Here is a 15377-nt window from a genome sequence, read left to right as displayed (position 1 = left end):
ATGACCTGTGCCGTCGTCGGGATCGGCCGTACCGAGTATTCCCGCAAGTCCGGCCGCACGACCCGCGGCATGGCCGTGGCCGCCTGCCGCGACGCCATCGCCGATGCCGGACTGGAGCCGACCGACATCGACGGTATCTGCACTTACATGGCCAACGACTCCGAGCAGCCGATCTATGTTGGGTGGGCGCTGGGCATCGACGAATTGGCCTGGGCCAACGCCATGTACGGCGGAGGCAATCTGGTAGCTGACCAAATCGCCACGGCAGCGGCGGTTATCGAGGCCGGTATGTGCAAGGCGGTGCTGGTGTACCGGTCGCTCAACGGCCGCTCGGGTTACCGATTCGGCCATGTCGAGGGACCGATGCAGGTGCAGCACCATGACCAGTTCGACACGGCGTCCGGGTTCATGGTGCCGCCGCAGTGGTTCGCCATGTGGGCCCGTCGCCATCAGCATGAGTACGGCTCTACCAGCGAGGATCTGGCGCATATCGCGATCACCCAGCGCAACCATGCGGGGCCCAACGAGCACGCTTTGCGACGCGAACCGTTGACCATGGATGACTATCTCGCGGCACGCTGGATCAACGAGCCGTTCCGGGTACTGGACTGCACGTCGGAGGTCGATGGCGCGGTAGCGGTGCTGATCGTCGGCGAGGACATGGCCCGTGATAGCAAGCAGCCACCGATGTGGCTCGTCGGATCGTCGAACTCGCAGGGCGGTTCGGGCTGGAGCGACTGGGACGACCCCACCGAGATGTACTCGCGCACGGCCGGTCCGAAAATCTGGGAGCAGACGGGCCTGCGCCCCGGCGACATCGATGTAGCCTGCATGTATGACTGCTTCACCTACACAGTGATGGCGACCATGGAGGGATTCGGCTTCTGCGAAAAAGGCGAAGTGGGCAAGTTCTTTTCGACCGGGCGCGCCACCTACGGGGGGGACGTGGTGGTTAACCCGCACGGTGGGCTGTTGTCCGAAGGCTATATCCACGGCCTCAACCACCACTACGAGGCAGCACTCCAATTGCGGCACGCAGCCGGCGTGCGGCAGGTCGATGGCGCCCAACTTGCCTTGGTGACCGCGGGCGGCGGGCCTTTCGGCGGAGCGAACATCTACAGCAGGGAGCACCCGTGACGAATCCTGCGCTGGCGGCACCGATTCCAGTACCTGACCCCGATACGGCACCGTACTGGGAGGGTTTGAAGGCCGGCAAGTTGATGCTGTGCCGCTGTGACGACACCGGCAAGTGGATCCACCCGCCGTTGGAGCGCAGCCGCTTCACCGGTGGCCCGGTACACTTCGAGGAAGTCAGCGGCGACGGCACGATCTTCAGCTACATTGTGGTCCGCCAGGCGCTCGTTCCCGGCCGTGTGCCCCCTTACGTCGTCGGGCTCATCGAACTGGTGGAGCAGCCGGGCCTGCGGATCAACGCGGTCATCGATGCGGATCCAGCCGATGTCCGGATCGGGCAGCCGGTGCAGATGCGCATCGTCGACCTAGGTGACAGCGGTTATCGCATACCCGAATTCGTCATCAAATAGAGGCCGGCGACCACTATGACGACTGGCTCGGCTAACGGCCCGGGGGTGGCGGAAGGTACGCCCCGGACGGAAAACGCGGCGACGCATGTTGTCCCGCTGCACCGGTGTACTCAGCAGATAGGACACGAGGTCGGCGGCAAGGCTACAGGCCTCGGCGCGCTGGCCCAGCAAGGCCTTTCGGTTCCCCCAGGATTCGTAATCACCGTGAGCGCCTACCGCGAGGCCGTTGCCGCCGCAGGAGTGGCGCCACGCATCGCCGAACTACTGGCGACAACGGGTACCGACCGGGACCGGTCAGCGGCAATCACCGCGCTGTTCGATCAAGTCGCCCTGCCGGAGACCCTCGCTGACCAGATTGTGGAGTCGTACGCCCAGATCGGTGGCGGACCGGTGGCTGTACGGTCGAGCGCGATCGCCGAGGACACGGCCGCGGCGTCGTTTGCCGGTCAGCAAGACACCTATTTGTGGATCGAGGGTGCACCCGCGCTGCTTGATGCCGTTGTCCGCTGTTGGGCAAGTCTGTATACACCGCGGGCGATCGGGTATCGGCGGCGGTTCAACGTGGCCTCCGATGATGTCGCGATGGCGGTGGTTGTTCAGCAAATGGTGCCGGCGGTCGCAGCGGGGGTGACGATGACGTTGGAGCCGGTGACGGGAGACCGTACCCAGATTTATATCGCGTCAGCCCTTGGCCTGGGTGAAGGAGTGGTCAGGGGCGATGTGGAAAGCGACAGCGCCTGGGTCGACAAGTCCTCGTTGAGCGTGCGCAAGCGGGCGATTGCGCGCCAGACTCGCGCGCATCGGTACGAGTCCGGGGCTGTCCGGATTGTCGATCTCGCCCCCGGCGAGGGAGATGCCCCCAGCCTCGATGACGATACGCTGCTCCGGGTTGCGCGACTCGCCCTACAAATCGAGCAGAACGCCGGGTACGCCATGGACGTGGAGTGGGCGGTGGATGCCGACGGCGAGGTTCATCTGCTGCAGGCTAGACCGGAGACCGTCTGGAACAACCGATAGGCCGGGCTGGAAGGATAGCCAGAGCCGCATGTCGCACGTACGCGCCGACCTTCCCGCTCACTGACATCTCGGCAACGATGTTGTTGCTCAGCTCAACAACTTGCCGGTGCCGAGGTCTGCATACGCCTCGGCGAAGCGGCCGAGCACAGCACGCACGATCTCGACGGAATACATCTGATCGGGCGTAATGGCCCACATGCAAAATCCCCACGCCGGGCTCTGCCGATAGGCGGTCCAGATCTGTTCGCGGTCCGGCAGGGATGAGACACCGGCGTCGAGCAATCGCCCGCGGTACTTATCGAGCAGTTCACGCTCGTGCTCGCGACGCAACGCCGGCGGTAGCGCGCCGATCAACGCGTATCCGACGTCGTGGGACCAAGAGCCCCGCCGCACCAACTGCCAGTCCAGTAGCCCCACCCGGCCGTCGGGTAGAACGTAGGTATTGCGCGGGTGCGGGTCTCCGTGCAACAGCGTGATCGGTTCGCGAGCCACTCGGTCCTGCAGGGTCCAGAACGCCGCCTCCATGGTGTCCATGTCCGCGCCGGTCGCATCGAGAAGCTCTCGCTTATAGGGAATGTCGATGAACGCACGTATGATCGCGAAACCGTTGGTGCGCAAGAATTCTGCGAACCCCCCCGTGACGGGATGCTGCAGCCACGTCAGGTCGCCGCGCGCGTCGAGCCTCGGATTCGCCCAGAAAGGGGCATGCACGCGGCTCAGCGTCGCCAATAGTTCATCGACCTGCTCGACAGTCAGACCGGCTACCGCGTCGGGCACCTGCGCTCCGCGCAATGTGATGTCTTCGCCGATCACCAGGAACTGTGACGGGCCGTCGAGGTGTTCGGCGAAGTAGGTCGTCATGGTCTCGACGTCGAGGTCTTCACGAAGATTGCGATAGAACGTCGTCTCGTCGTCCAGTAGAACCGTCCCGCCGCCACCCTCCGATAGGGACTCGTCGACCGCGGCGGGAAGATCGTGCACCGTGCCCAGTTGCGTCTTGACGAAAAGTTTCGGTGGTAGGTCGGTGTCGGCGTCGGCGTAGTCCACGTCGATGTGGATGTGTGACGTGGTCCCCTGCCAGGTGCTCCGGACGCGCACGTCGGTGACCGTCACCGCTGGCCGGTGCCGACGCAGCAGCGAGGTCAGGAGGGCCGGAGTCAGGTCCGCGGGCGAGCGCAGCGTGACGGGCATTGCTTGGCTGGTCATTTCACGTCCTCTTCGACGGTTTGACAGTTGACTGTCACATTAGCAGCACGGCCGGCCCACTGGCGTGATCAGCTTTTGACGGGACGGAATAGCGGCAACCACACCCGGCTGTCCTCCTCGCCCGACAGCGCGGTCCAGTCCTCGAAGAAAACCTCCACCGGCATACCGACGCCGATCTCGTCCGGGCCGATGTCGACCACGTTGGTGATCAGGCGAACGTCGGAATCCTCGACAAGCTCGACCATCGCCACGATGTAGGGCGGTTCGAAACCCGGAATCCAGTTCTGGCGGTTGACCGTATAGGCCGCGACAACGGCTCGACCGGAGACGGCTTCCGGTGCAACGTCGGTGCTGCGGCAACGCCAGCAGGCCGGCCCCGGTGGGTGGAAGAAGTGGCCGCAGCCGTGGCAGCGGGTGATCAATAACTCGCCGTTGCGGCCGCCGGTCCAGAATGCTCGCGACTCGGCGGTAGGGCTGGGCGCCAGGCGCAACTGGGGACGTTGGTAGCTGCTGTCCGCTGAACCCAGGCGAGAAGTCATGATCCGACCAACGATCGACCGATGACCAGCCGCTGGATCTGGTTTGTGCCTTCGAAAATCTGGGTGATCTTTGCTTCGCGCATGTAGCGCTCGACGCGATAATCCCGGGTGTAGCCATAGCCGCCGAACACCTGGACGGCGTCGGTGGTGACCTTCATCGCGGCGTCGGTGGCGACGAGCTTTGCCACGGAGGCGTTGCGCGAGTACGGCAGGCCGGCATCGCGTCGGCGCGCCGCGTCCAGGTATGTGGCACGCGCAGAGTCGACGGCGGCGGCCATGTCGGCCAGCAGGAACGCCAGGCCTTGATGGTCGATGATCCTGCGGCCGAAAGTCGTCCGTTGATGGGCATAGGAAACCGCCTCGTCGAGTGCCGCCTGCGCCAGCCCGACGGCTACCGCGGCAATGCCCAGGCGTCCGGAATCCAGTGCGCTGAAGGCGATCTGGAGTCCCTGCCCCTCGGCGCCGATCCGGCGTTGGGCAGACACAAAAGCGTTGTCGTAGTGCGCTGTGGTGGTCGGGATGGCATGCAAGCCCATCTTCTCCTCGGGTTTGCCGAATGTCAGCCCGTCGGTGTCCTTGTCGACCAAGAAGCAGGAAATGCCTTGGCTACCTTCACCCGTGCGGGCGAAGAGGCTGTAGAAGTCTGCTATGCCGCCGTGGGTGATCCACGCCTTCGCGCCGTTGACGCGGTAACCCCCGTCGACTGCGGCGGCCTTACAGGTCAGCGCGGCGGCATCGGAACCGGCCTGCGGCTCGGACAAGCTGTAGGCACCGATCGTGTGGCCACTCAGCATGGTCGGCAGCCACTGCTGTTGTTGCTCGTCGGTGCCGAACGCGATCAACGGATGGCAAGCCAGTACGTGGACGCTGACAGCTACCGCGACCGCCGCCCACCGAGCGGCCAATTCCTCGAGAACCTGCAGGTAGACCTCGTACGGCTGTCCGCCACCGCCCCATTCCTGCGGATGCGGCAGTGTCAGCAGACCGGTCTCACCCAGCGTCGCGAAGACTCCTTCGGGATAGGTCTCGTTCTTCTCGTGCGCGTCGACGATCGGATCGAGCACCTTGTCGGCGACATCGGCCGCGAGGCGGACCAGTTCGCGTGTCTCGGGCGTCGGCAGTAGGCGCTCGACAGTCATGGACGGCTGTCCTGCCACTCGCAACCGGTGAGCGACGCAGAGATCTCCCAGAGTCGCCGCGCGCTCTCCGGGTCGCGCGCCTTGGCTCTGAGCTTGGTCGGCTTCGGTGTGCCCCACTGGTGCATGAGACCGCGCGGCGCGATGTAGGTGCCGTTGGGCAGGTTCGTGGTGATCGCCTGAATGGTCGAGCGGGCGCCGTCGGCCGGACTCTGCGCGATGCGCGGCGAGAGCACTCGGCCCGCCCACTGCATTACGCCCGAACCATTACGGGTGATCCCGGTATCGGTCATGCCGGGATCGGAGGCATAGGCGGTCTTGCCGCGGGCGACCAATTCCCGCACGAACAGCAGGTTCGCCAGTTTGGATTCTCCGTAGGCCGACCACGGGTTGTAGCGGCGGTGGTGATAGTTGAGGTCGTCGAAGTGCATGCGGGCAGTGAGGTAGTTGGTACTGGCCACCGCGACGACACGGTCGCGGATCCGGTCGCCGAGCAGGCAGGTCAAGGCGAAGTGGCCGAGGTGGTTGGTGCCCATGTGAGCCTCGAAACCGTCGGCTGTTCGGGTCAGAGGTAAGCCCAACACGCCGGCGTTGTTCACAAGCACGTCGACGAAGTCGACGGTATCGGCGAACTTGCGCACGCTGGTGAGGTCGGCCAGATCCAGCTCGCGCACCTCGACATTGCCGGGCATCGACGCCGCGGCCTCGTACGCCGTCGCCAGGGTCCGGCAGGCGATGATCACTTCGTGGCCGGCGGAGGCCATCGCGTGCGCGGTCGCTTTCCCGACTCCACTGTTTCCACCCGTGACGATAATCCGCACCCGGCCGTGCCCTCCTTCGTGACAATTCACGTAAACAGTAAACTATTTATCGTTTTAGTGAAACGGCGAGGAGAACGCTTGCGAAGTTCCTTTTCAACCAGTTCGGCTCGGCCGCTCTTATGACCTGGCTCGAGCGGATTTGCGCCGTCCACCAAAGCAGTGAACGTCCCGCTGTCATCGGCGACGCGGGCCCCGTCAGTGGTCGCGACCTGATCGGACAAGCCGTGGCAGGCGCGGACCTGCTCGTCGACCTCGACGTTCCGGCAGGCCAACCGATACCCGCCTTGCTCACCACCAATGCCCGTGCGCTTGCACTCCTGCTAGGCGGTGCCGCCGCCAACAGACCGCTCGCTCCGCTCGGGCCGCGGATGACGGCGGTGGAGCTGGCTGAGATAGTGCGTCGGAGCGGATCGTCAGTCCTGCTCACCGAGGCCGCGTTCGCGGAGACGGCTCGCCAGGTTGCCGACGCGGTTGGGATACGGGCGATACCGATACCTTCCTTGCCGGTGTCGAGGCGTCCGCCGCATCCGGAACCAGGTTCCACGTCGATCTTCCTGCACACCGCGGGAACAACCGGAGTTCCCAAGCGCGTTCCGCTCAGCGATCTCGTGCTGGACGCTCGCTCTACGCTTTTGCGTCGCCTGATCGGCATTGGCCCCGACGACCGCTACGCCACCGGCTCACCGCTGCATCACATCGGGGGATTGGGCAACGTCTTGGTAGCCCTCACGGCCGGAGCGGCAGTTATCTGCACCACCAAATTCTCCTTCGATTGGTGGCGCAACCTGACGCGGTTCGGCGCTACCCACTGCCTGCTCGTCCCGACCATGATCGAGATGTTGCTCAGCGAGGGGCTTCTCGACGCAGTTCCGCTGAAAACATTGATCTATGGTGCCGCGCCGATCACCGTCGACACGTTGCGACGCGTTCTTGAAGTGGTGCCCGACGTCGCGATGGTCAGCCTCTACGGCCAAACCGAGGGCAGCCCGATCAGCAGCTTGGGTCCAGACGATCATCGGTGGGCCGCAGCCAAAGACCCCGACGTGCTGTCCACCGTCGGCCGGCCGGTGACCGGCCTTCGTCTGCGGATCGACGAGCCGGACCGGGCTGGAGTCGGCGAAGTGTTCGCCGCCGCGGCGCACCTTTCGGTCCAGGACGCCGATGGATGGTTGCACACAGGCGATCTGGGTGTGGTAGATGCCGACGGCTATCTCCACCTTCGCGGTCGTCGGCACGACATGGTGGTTCGCGGTGGGGAGAACATTTATCCGCTGGAAGTCGAGAATGTGCTCAGCGCCCACCCCGCGGTCGCCGCCGTCGGCGTTGTGGGGGTGCCGGAGACACGACTCGGAGAAACCTTGGCTGCGTTCATCGTTCCAATGAACTCGGCTCATCCGCCACGGCCCGAGGAACTGGGTGCCTTCGCCCGCCTCAAGCTCGCGGGCTTCAAAATTCCGCAATACTGGTATGCGGTAGCGGAGCTGCCGCTCAACAGCGCAGGCAAGGTCAGTCGCGCCGCACTCCGCGCGTCACATCTGGAGCGTCAGCACAAGCGCGTCCCCGTGGGTTATCGGGAAGCGCGCGGCCAGGATGGTGAGTAGGTCCGTATGCAGAGGAACTTGGACCTCATCGGTTAAATAGTTTAACATCTATAGCCGTGCCTGTAGGCGTGCGAAGCCGGTCAGCTCGGCAGGTGGCCGAGGGGCACCTTTGTTGCATCCGATTGCGGTGACGCCGGCAATGAATCGTAAATGGCTGGTCGCTTCCCTCGTCGGCGCAGTTGCCGTCGGCGGGCTCCTGGTGATGTCACCACCGAGGGTGCAAGCCGCTCCAGCGCCCGAGGTCGAGTACGTATATGACGTCGTGGTGCGGCGGCATTACGCATTTCCCAACAATGACGCGATCGGCTACGGCCACGGAATCTGTGACAAAGTCGGCCGGGGACAGGGCTACGGACAAGTCATGGGCGATGTCAAGAGTGACGTCACGCCCAACGACGAGTTCGCAGCCAATTACCTGGTTTCGTATGCGGTGAACTTGCTCTGCCCTGAGCTGATATGGCAGCTGCGGAATTCAGCAGCTGGCTATCAACCGCCAGGCGGCGCAGCCGCGCCTGATACCTATTACTGAGCCGGACTACTCGGACTCACTCGGAAGCCGACCGTCTCAGGACTCGACGTGGCGACCAACGGTCGTTCGCAAGCAGTGTCAGCAGCTACCGGCGCAAGTGACCCGGAGTCGAACAAACGTATTCGATTTTGGCCGGAGGTCCAGTCGGCGATCACCTTGTGGATCAACAGAAGCGAAGCAATCATGGCTGCGGTCTGCGGGCACGGATCGCAGAACACAGTGCGGCGGGGCCGTTCTTCACGGTCACGAATTGGATCTGTCCTTACCGCCCGCTTCGACTGAGGTTCCGGCGAGAAAACAGTCTGCCCGTCCTGTACAGCTCTCGACGACCGGCACGCGGAACTTGAGTTCCAGTTAGGCCTTAGGGTGTGTGGGCGGCGCTTGGGCGGTTGTCCCGTTTGGGTTGTGGTCTCGACCGCCGCGAAAGTCAGGAGGTAGCGGATGTTTCGTACTTTACGAAGGGCGTGGATGCCGCTGCTTCTTGTTGTTGTGATTTCGCTGGGTGCGTATGCAGTTGTCCGCATTCGGGGGGTTGCGTCCAGCACAGTGGTGTACGAGTCGGACCTGATGAGCGGTACCGGCGTGTCGTAGCCGAGTGATTGAAGGTCATCGCGTGATTCTTCGAGAGACCGTCCAAAGTTTCTCGAGCAAAGGAATCGACGCGATGACCACTGCCCACAATATCGATCTGCCTGCCGTGTTGGCCGAACGACTCACCACCTGCCACCCGACGTGCTGCGCGAGTTGCTTGCCACGTTCATCCACAGAGGAATTGTCAATACCTGTGGATTGGGGTGTTTCAGGCGACCTCCGTTTCGGTTGATGGCGTTCGAGCAGTTTTCCTTTGTGGAACACCGCCCCGGCTCGGACGAGGGCGACCAGGTGTGGTGCGTTGACGGCACGCCAGCGGGCTTGTGCGGCGTCAATGAGCTTGTAGGCCATGGCAATGTCCGCGTCGTATGAAAACTGACCCCGTGTCGACCTGAGATCCCCTATCCGTATGGTGGACAACATCTTTGAAATCCAGCACCCCTTCTTGTTGGCGAGTCCAGATGGCCTGCTCGATGGCGTCGAGGACCATCGAGGTGGCCATCGTCGCCGCGACCCGCCAGCCCAGGATCCGTCGCGCATAAGCGTCGGTCACGAAGGCGACGTAGGCAAACCCAGACCACGTCGATACATAGGTGAGGTCGGCAACCCACAATCGGTTCGGCGCCGGCGGCCCGAACCGGCGCCCCACGAGATCAGCGGGCCGGGTCGCGGCCGGATCAGCGATCGTCGTCTTGCGCACCTTGCCTCGTATGGTCCCCGCCAGGCCAAGTTCGGCCATCAGCCGCTCCACGGTGCATCGGGCGACCGCAATGCCCTCACGATTTAAGGCCAACCGCACTTTGCGGGCACCGTAAACGTTGTAGTTGGCGGCATGCACCCGCCTGATGTGGTCTTTGAGCTCATCATCGCGGATCTCACGACGGCTCGGCTGATGATTGAGCTGGTCGTAGTAGGTCGATGGGGCGATCGGTACACCCAGCTCGGCGAGCTCGGTGCAGATCGACTCGACGCCCCAACGCAGACCGTCAGGACCCTCACGGCGGCCCTGATGCTCTGCGATGAACCGGGTGATCAGTATGTTGGCCGGTCGATCTCGACCGCGAAAAAAGCCGACGCCGTCTTCAAAATCGCGTTAGCCCTGCGCAGTTCAGCGTTTTCCCGCCGCAAGCGTTTAAGCTCTGCGGACTCTTCAGTCGTCGTTCCTGGCCGTGTACCGGCATCGATCTGGGCCCGGCGCACCCAGCGGCGCACCGTCTCGGCCGTGCCAACCCCGAGCAGCCGGGCAACCTCACAAATCGCTGCCCACTCCGAATCGTGCTGATCGCTGATCTCGACGACCGTCCGCACCGCCCGCTCACGCAGCTCCGGCGGGTACCTCTTCGACGCACCACCTGACATGACATGACTCCATCTTTTCCAAGAAATGGAGTCTCCGGACATCCCGGGATGCTTCTCACTGTGCGGCGCCGGATACGGTGAGCGCAGCACCGAACGCACCAATTTTCGCCACGGGTACCGACACCGCCAATTCGACACTCGCGCAGGCTCATTAGTCTTGCGATTCCCAAAGCTGCGTCAGGGTAGTTACTTCCCGGACTGGCTGTTGGAACGGCGCAAGCGTGCTGAGCGGGCACTGACCACAGTGGTCGCCACCTGTTACCTGCTCGGGGTGTCCATGCGGCGGATGGACCGCCTCGTCGAGACCCTGGGCATCACCGGCCTGTCGAAGTCCCAAGTCAGCGTCATGGCCAAGGAACTCGACACCGCCGTCGAGGCCTTCCGCACCCGGCCCCTGGATGCTGGCCCCTACACGTTCGTCGCAGCCGACGCCCTGGTACTCAAGGTCCGTGAAGCCGGCCGGGTGGTCAACGTGCACGCTTTGATCGCCGTCGCGGTCAACGCCGATGGTTACCGCGAGATCCTGGGCATCGACGTGTCCACCGCCGAGGACGGGGCAGGCTGGCTGACGTTCCTGCGGTCGCTGACCGCCCGCGGCCTGTCCGGGGTGAAGCTGGTGACCTCCGACGCGCATGCGGGGCTGGTGGCCGCGATCGGTGCCACACTGCCAGGAGCTACGTGGCAGCGCTGCCGCACGCATTACACGACGAATCTGATGGCCGTTACTCCGAAGGCATCGTGGCCGTGGGTCAAGACTCTGTTGCATTCGGTGTTCGACCAATCCGACGCGGAATCCGTTGCTGCCCCACATGACCGGATCATCGACGCACTCGCCGAGAAGCTCCCCAAGACCGCCGAGCATTTGGAGGAGGCGCGGCCGGATCTACTGGCTTTCACCGCGTTTCCCAAGCAGATCTGGCGCCAAATCTGGTCGAACAACCCCCAGGAGCGTCTCAACAAAGAGATCCGCCGCCGTACCGACGTCGTCGGCATCTTCCCCGACCGTAACGCCCTCATCCGCCTTGTCGGAGCCGTGCTGGCCGAGCAGCATGACGAGGGGGCCGAGTCCCGGCGCTACCTCGGCCTCGACGTCTTGAGCAAATCACGCGGCATCAACGAAACGCCGACAGAACAGGAGGACACCCCCGCGGCACTGACTGCCTGAACCATCACCCCACGAAGAATCACACGATGACCTCGTACACCACGTTCCTGGACTTGACCCATTCGGGACACATTCGGGGTTAACGGCGGGGCGGGGAGTGGTGAGGGCAACGCCGGTGACACCAAGCCCTTTCACCCTAAGCACATCACCTACGAGATAACCGGTGTCCCAGACGGGACGGTGGACGCCAATTACCGCGACGAAAACGGTCAGCCGCACCTCGTTGACGGTGTCCCACTGCCGTGGTCGTTCACCATCGTCACGACGCTGCCATCGATGTCGGCCAACATAGTTGCTCAAGGCAGCACAACGGTGCATGCCCTGCGGTGTCGCGTCATCGTCGATGGCGAGGTGCGCGACGACCGCAACAGCAGCGAGTACCAACCATTCATCTACTGCTTGGTGAAATCCGTATGAGTAACCCGCGTCTGAGGCCCCGCCTGCCGGTAATCCCCCGGCTCATCCGCATCCTGTCGCTGCCGATCACCCTGGGCTGGCTGTTCATCGCGGTCGCTCTCGGTGTGCTCTCGCCTTCTCTGGACGACGTTGCCACGCAGCACTCCGTTCCGATGACACCCAAGGACGCCCCCGCATTCAAATCGATGATGCACATCGGCGAGAAGTTCAAGGAGTTCAATACCGACTCCACGGCGATGGTGGTCCAGTCGGTGAAGCCGCCCATGAACTCGCGGTAGTTGTGCGTCGAACAGGCGAGGAAGTCGAAGTCGCCGTTCTTCTTGATGGCGCCCACCGGGCATGCGGCCACGCACAGCTTGCACTGCAGGCACGGCGAATAGTCAAGTGGCTCACCGTAGCTAGTGATAGGCGCGGCGACGATGATGGTGGCCAGCAGGATGAAGTTGCCGAACTTCGGATGGATCACGTTACGGTGAATGCCCATCACGCCCAGGCCGGCGGCCACGGCGACGGGCTTGTGCGCCACCACCCAGATGCGCCCGGGGAAGTTGTCCATCTCCATCGGAAAGCTCGCCGAGGGGCTTAAGGCGCGGTAGCCGGCGTCTTCGAGCACACGGGTGATCCGGTGCGCGGCCTCGTTGCTCCTCTCTCCGCTGCGATGGAATTCCTGGTTCGCCACACTGCGCGCCGTCGAGCGAACGTTGTCGCGGTTCATCTTCACCACTAGCGAGATGTAGCTTTGGGCGCCGGGGAGCGCGGCCTGGACGTGTTCGCGCTCGGATGCCAAGTCCGGATTGTCGACGCGGGCGAAGGCCACGTCGTCGACGCCGGCCGCCAGGCATAGTCCGCGCAGCCAGTCGGCGTCGATCACGCCGGGGCTCTGGCGTTCGCGGGCCAGCACCGTGCGCACCGTGGGGTGATCGGCCATGCGGGCGGGAATCGGCGCGGCCACGCTGAGTATAGTACACCGTACTTAGATTCGTGCAATACGTAGGCCAGCACGCGCGACAACCCTTATGCCGCAGCACGATTACCGTGATGTGCGGGCGCTGACGGGTAGCTGCTGTCCGCTGACGCTGCCGGCGGGTTCGCCGGTTACTCGCATACCACCTCCGGCAGCGGTCCCGGGGGTCTACATTGTTGCGATCGGTAGGGGGCCGGCGAAAGGACGCTATCGATATGAGCATCGACAACGAATCGACGGCGTCGCGCCAGTTCGTCGCCTCCGCTGCCGCCTTCTCCTCCAAGTGGATCAAGGGAATTCGGTACTGGCAGGCGGGCTACACCGCAGTCTTCATCGCCTTCGTCGTGTTCATCGCGGTGAAAGATCGTCAATCTCCGCACGCCGCACATCGGCGCCGCGGCCATCTACGCCCTGCCGCTCGGGCTGGTTGTGGTGGGCGCGGCGATCGGTGGCTACCTGTGTGGGCGGTCGCGCCGCACCTACCTCCTCACTGTCGCCGGCGACAGGCTCACCATCGGCCGCCGGCGCCCCGAGGTCTATCCACTGGCTGACGCGCAGCTGGGCCTGTGGGTGGACAACGGCGCCGCCCTTCATCTGCACTCCGGCCGACGCCGCTTCGTGTTGGGCGGTCGAGACCGTCGCATCGGGCCGGGGACACCGCTTGCCGCGCCGCCGGTCCGCTGGTCGACGCGTCGCTCGGCGCGGCCGACTTCGACGAATTGCTTGCCCTGGGCGGCTGGTCGGCGGCGCGCGGGCCCGCCACCGGGGAACCGATTCGGTGTCTGCTGTTCCCCAACCCGTTGGAGAGCCAACGGATGGGTTCGTTCGCGCTGCGGAAGCAGCAACGCCTGATCCGGTCGCTCTCGCAACCGCAACTGTTCATCGACCTGGACGCCGACCGTATCCGGGTCATCGACCCGAACAACGACGCCGTCATGGCGATGACCTGGGTGGCACGGGTGACGGCCACCCCGGCCACCTACCGGCTCTCGGCCGGACATGCCGTCCCGTCCGCCCGGCATGTCGCGAGCGACGCTGTGGGCCAATACTTTTCGACCATGCCAGCGCTACGGATCGACATCGCCGGCATGCCATCCCTGACCGTCGGCTGTCGCGCGTTCGACGGGCTCAAGCAGCGTTGCTCGTGGTCGCCGGACGTTCCCACCACCCACGTCCGACCTATGCGGTCTCGGCGGCCGACTGGCAGAGCCTCGTCGAAAAGCTCGGCCTGGCTGCCCGCCTGGCCGACACCGCCTAGTGTCCTGAGTCGTTAATTCGTGGGTTCTTGTTATTGTAGGTGATGCCGTCCCCGCATGCCGCGAAGATCGTGTTGACCGAGGATGAACGCGCCGAGTTAGAGGGTTGGGTGCGGCGCCGCAATAGTGCCGCGGGGTTGTAGGTGATGCCGTCCCCGCATGCCGCGAAGATCGTGTTGACCGAGGATGAACGCGCCGAGTTAGAGGGTTGGGTGCGGCGCCGCAATAGTGCCGCGGGGTTGGCGCTGCGGGCCCGGATCGTGCTGGCGTGTGCTGATGGCGGCAGCAATGTCGAGGTCGCCGACCGGCTGGAGTTGGATCGGAACACGATTTCCAAGTGGCGCAACCGGTTCGCCGCTAAGCGGTGCGACGGACTGCTCGACGAGCCGCGACCGGGCCGGCCTCGGGTAGTGGGTGACGAGCAGATCGAGGCGTTGATCACTGCGACGTTGNAGACAGCGCCACCGGGTGCCACACATTGGTCAACCCGGTCGATGGCGCAGCACCTGGGACTGAGCCAGTCGATGGTCTCACGGGTGTGGCGGGCGTTCGGATTGGCTCCACACAAACAGGATTCGTGGAAACTGTCCAAGGATCCGCTGTTTGTGGCCAAGGTCCGCGACATCGTCGGGCTCTATCTGGACCCGCCGGAGCGGGCCATGGTCTTGTGCGTGGACGAGAAGACTCAGATCCAGGCGCTTAACCGCACCGCACCGGTGTTCCCGATGCTGCCCGGCACCCCGGCGCGNGCCANCCACGACTACGTCCGTCACGGCACCTCAAGCCTGTATGCCGCGCTGGATCTGGCCACCGGCAAGGTGATCGGCTCTCTGCATTCGCGGCATCGCGCCCAGGAGTTCCTGGCTTTCCTGAAGAAGATCGACGCCGAAGTCCCCGCCGATCTGGACTGCCACGTCGTGCTCGACAACGCCTCCACCCACAAAACCCCGGCGGTAAAACGTTGGCTGACCAACCATCCCCGCTTCGTTCTGCACTTCACCCCGACCAGCTCAAGCTGGCTCAACCTCGTCGAACGCTGGTTCGCCGAACTGACCACCAANAAACTACGCCGCGGCACCCATACCTCAGTCCGCCAACTCAACACCGACATCCGCGCCTGGATCGAGCACTGGAACGACAACCCTAAGCCCTACGTCTGGACAAAAACCGCCGACCAAATCCTGGAATCCGTCGCCAACTACTGCAAACGAATTAATAACTCAGGACACTAG

At 64.0% G+C, this 15377-nt stretch carries 13 protein-coding genes and 4 pseudogenes; 10 read left to right on the top strand and 7 right to left on the bottom strand.

Annotation, left to right across the window (positions count from 1 at the left end; all coding sequences use genetic code 11):
• The 3 genes from H7I87_RS20725 to H7I87_RS20715 are packed head-to-tail and all read left to right on the top strand — an operon-like array spanning nucleotide 1 to nucleotide 2561.
• Nucleotides 1-1137 carry a thiolase C-terminal domain-containing protein gene (locus H7I87_RS20725; protein WP_023864473.1) on the top strand — a complete coding sequence of 379 codons (1137 nt, stop codon included), beginning with the start codon at nucleotides 1-3 and terminating at the stop codon, nucleotides 1135-1137.
• Entirely contained in the window at nucleotides 1134-1544 is a 411-nt protein-coding gene (locus tag H7I87_RS20720) for a Zn-ribbon domain-containing OB-fold protein (protein WP_023860734.1), read from the top strand. Before H7I87_RS20725 ends, H7I87_RS20720 begins: the two co-directional genes overlap by 4 nt.
• Before the next feature lie 15 nt (nucleotides 1545-1559).
• Complete coding sequence (locus H7I87_RS20715; protein ID WP_080708767.1) at nucleotides 1560-2561, top strand: PEP/pyruvate-binding domain-containing protein; 1002 nt, start codon at nucleotides 1560-1562, stop codon at nucleotides 2559-2561.
• An 87-nt stretch (nucleotides 2562-2648) separates the two neighbouring features.
• Here the strand turns inward: H7I87_RS20715 and H7I87_RS20710 are convergent, their stop codons facing one another.
• The 4 genes from H7I87_RS20710 to H7I87_RS20695 form a co-directional block, all read right to left on the bottom strand.
• The gene (locus tag H7I87_RS20710; RefSeq protein WP_023860736.1) at nucleotides 2649-3767 is read right to left on the bottom strand and encodes a phosphotransferase; all 1119 of its coding nucleotides are present in this window, start codon (nucleotides 3765-3767) and stop codon (nucleotides 2649-2651) included.
• 68 nt (nucleotides 3768-3835) lie between these two features.
• Nucleotides 3836-4306 (bottom strand): Zn-ribbon domain-containing OB-fold protein, encoded by a 471-nt coding sequence (locus H7I87_RS20705; protein WP_023860737.1) that lies wholly within the window; start codon nucleotides 4304-4306, stop codon nucleotides 3836-3838.
• The gene (locus H7I87_RS20700; RefSeq protein ID WP_023860738.1) at nucleotides 4303-5445 is read right to left on the bottom strand and encodes an acyl-CoA dehydrogenase family protein; all 1143 of its coding nucleotides are present in this window, start codon (nucleotides 5443-5445) and stop codon (nucleotides 4303-4305) included. The genes H7I87_RS20705 and H7I87_RS20700 overlap by 4 nt, the downstream gene beginning before the upstream one ends.
• Nucleotides 5442-6263 carry an SDR family NAD(P)-dependent oxidoreductase gene (locus H7I87_RS20695; RefSeq protein WP_033725017.1) on the bottom strand — a complete coding sequence of 274 codons (822 nt, stop codon included), beginning with the start codon at nucleotides 6261-6263 and terminating at the stop codon, nucleotides 5442-5444. The genes H7I87_RS20700 and H7I87_RS20695 overlap by 4 nt, the downstream gene beginning before the upstream one ends.
• A gap of 119 nt (nucleotides 6264-6382) precedes the next feature.
• Here H7I87_RS20695 and H7I87_RS20690 point away from each other — a divergent pair, with 119 nt between their 5' ends.
• The 3 genes from H7I87_RS20690 (at nucleotide 6383) to H7I87_RS20680 (ending at nucleotide 8984) form a co-directional block, all read left to right on the top strand.
• Nucleotides 6383-7864 (top strand): class I adenylate-forming enzyme family protein, encoded by a 1482-nt coding sequence (locus H7I87_RS20690; protein WP_023860740.1) that lies wholly within the window; start codon nucleotides 6383-6385, stop codon nucleotides 7862-7864.
• 202 nt (nucleotides 7865-8066) lie between these two features.
• Nucleotides 8067-8393 (top strand): DUF732 domain-containing protein, encoded by a 327-nt coding sequence (locus tag H7I87_RS20685; RefSeq protein WP_224111056.1) that lies wholly within the window; start codon nucleotides 8067-8069, stop codon nucleotides 8391-8393.
• Between the two features lie 441 nt (nucleotides 8394-8834).
• A complete protein-coding gene (locus H7I87_RS20680; protein ID WP_224111052.1) occupies nucleotides 8835-8984 on the top strand; it encodes an MmpS family transport accessory protein in 150 nt (49 codons plus the stop codon).
• A 15-nt stretch (nucleotides 8985-8999) separates the two neighbouring features.
• On the opposite strand, the gene H7I87_RS29330 is transcribed toward H7I87_RS20680, so the two are convergent.
• The gene (locus H7I87_RS29330; protein WP_443677351.1) at nucleotides 9000-9335 is read right to left on the bottom strand and encodes a hypothetical protein; all 336 of its coding nucleotides are present in this window, start codon (nucleotides 9333-9335) and stop codon (nucleotides 9000-9002) included.
• A gap of 40 nt (nucleotides 9336-9375) precedes the next feature.
• Nucleotides 9376-10343: pseudogene (locus H7I87_RS20670) on the bottom strand (IS3 family transposase); the annotation flags it as partial.
• Nucleotides 10344-10398: 55 nt separating this feature from the next.
• Here H7I87_RS20670 and H7I87_RS20665 point away from each other — a divergent pair.
• Both H7I87_RS20665 and H7I87_RS20660 read left to right on the top strand, forming a co-directional pair.
• Nucleotides 10399-11508 (top strand): annotated as a pseudogene (locus H7I87_RS20665) (IS256 family transposase); the annotation flags it as partial.
• A gap of 60 nt (nucleotides 11509-11568) precedes the next feature.
• Nucleotides 11569-11925 (top strand): annotated as a pseudogene (locus H7I87_RS20660) (MmpS family transport accessory protein); the annotation flags it as partial.
• On the opposite strand, the gene H7I87_RS20655 reads toward H7I87_RS20660, so the two are convergent.
• Complete coding sequence (locus tag H7I87_RS20655; protein ID WP_224111051.1) at nucleotides 11897-12877, bottom strand: epoxyqueuosine reductase; 981 nt, start codon at nucleotides 12875-12877, stop codon at nucleotides 11897-11899. The pseudogene H7I87_RS20660 and the gene H7I87_RS20655 sit on opposite strands and share 29 nt — an antisense overlap.
• Nucleotides 12878-13104: 227 nt before the next feature.
• On the opposite strand from H7I87_RS20655, the pseudogene H7I87_RS20650 reads away from it, so the two are divergent.
• A pseudogene (locus H7I87_RS20650) lies at nucleotides 13105-14147 on the top strand (hypothetical protein).
• Between the two features lie 144 nt (nucleotides 14148-14291).
• Nucleotides 14292-15377 (top strand): IS630 family transposase, encoded by a 1086-nt coding sequence (locus H7I87_RS20645; RefSeq protein WP_264002861.1) that lies wholly within the window; start codon nucleotides 14292-14294, stop codon nucleotides 15375-15377.

Source organism: Mycobacterium timonense (assembly GCF_025821985.1).
Taxonomy (GTDB): domain Bacteria; phylum Actinomycetota; class Actinomycetes; order Mycobacteriales; family Mycobacteriaceae; genus Mycobacterium; species Mycobacterium avium.
The sequence above is the reverse complement of the archived record's forward strand: the minus strand, read 5'-3'. Positions and strand labels throughout refer to the sequence as shown.

Excerpts from the sequence above, each read along its gene's own strand:
- H7I87_RS20700 (WP_023860738.1), bottom strand. The coding sequence starts at position 5,445 with ATGACTGTCGAGCGCCTACTGCCGACGCCCGAGACACGCGAACTGGTC.
- H7I87_RS20710 (WP_023860736.1), bottom strand. The coding sequence starts at position 3,767 with ATGACCAGCCAAGCAATGCCCGTCACGCTGCGCTCGCCCGCGGACCTG.
- H7I87_RS20715 (WP_080708767.1), top strand. The coding sequence starts at position 1,560 with ATGACGACTGGCTCGGCTAACGGCCCGGGGGTGGCGGAAGGTACGCCC.
- H7I87_RS29330 (WP_443677351.1), bottom strand. The coding sequence starts at position 9,335 with ATGGCCTACAAGCTCATTGACGCCGCACAAGCCCGCTGGCGTGCCGTC.
- H7I87_RS20690 (WP_023860740.1), top strand. The coding sequence starts at position 6,383 with ATGACCTGGCTCGAGCGGATTTGCGCCGTCCACCAAAGCAGTGAACGT.
- H7I87_RS20725 (WP_023864473.1), top strand. The coding sequence starts at position 1 with ATGACCTGTGCCGTCGTCGGGATCGGCCGTACCGAGTATTCCCGCAAG.
- H7I87_RS20685 (WP_224111056.1), top strand. The coding sequence starts at position 8,067 with ATGTCACCACCGAGGGTGCAAGCCGCTCCAGCGCCCGAGGTCGAGTAC.
- H7I87_RS20705 (WP_023860737.1), bottom strand. The coding sequence starts at position 4,306 with ATGACTTCTCGCCTGGGTTCAGCGGACAGCAGCTACCAACGTCCCCAG.
- H7I87_RS20680 (WP_224111052.1), top strand. The coding sequence starts at position 8,835 with ATGTTTCGTACTTTACGAAGGGCGTGGATGCCGCTGCTTCTTGTTGTT.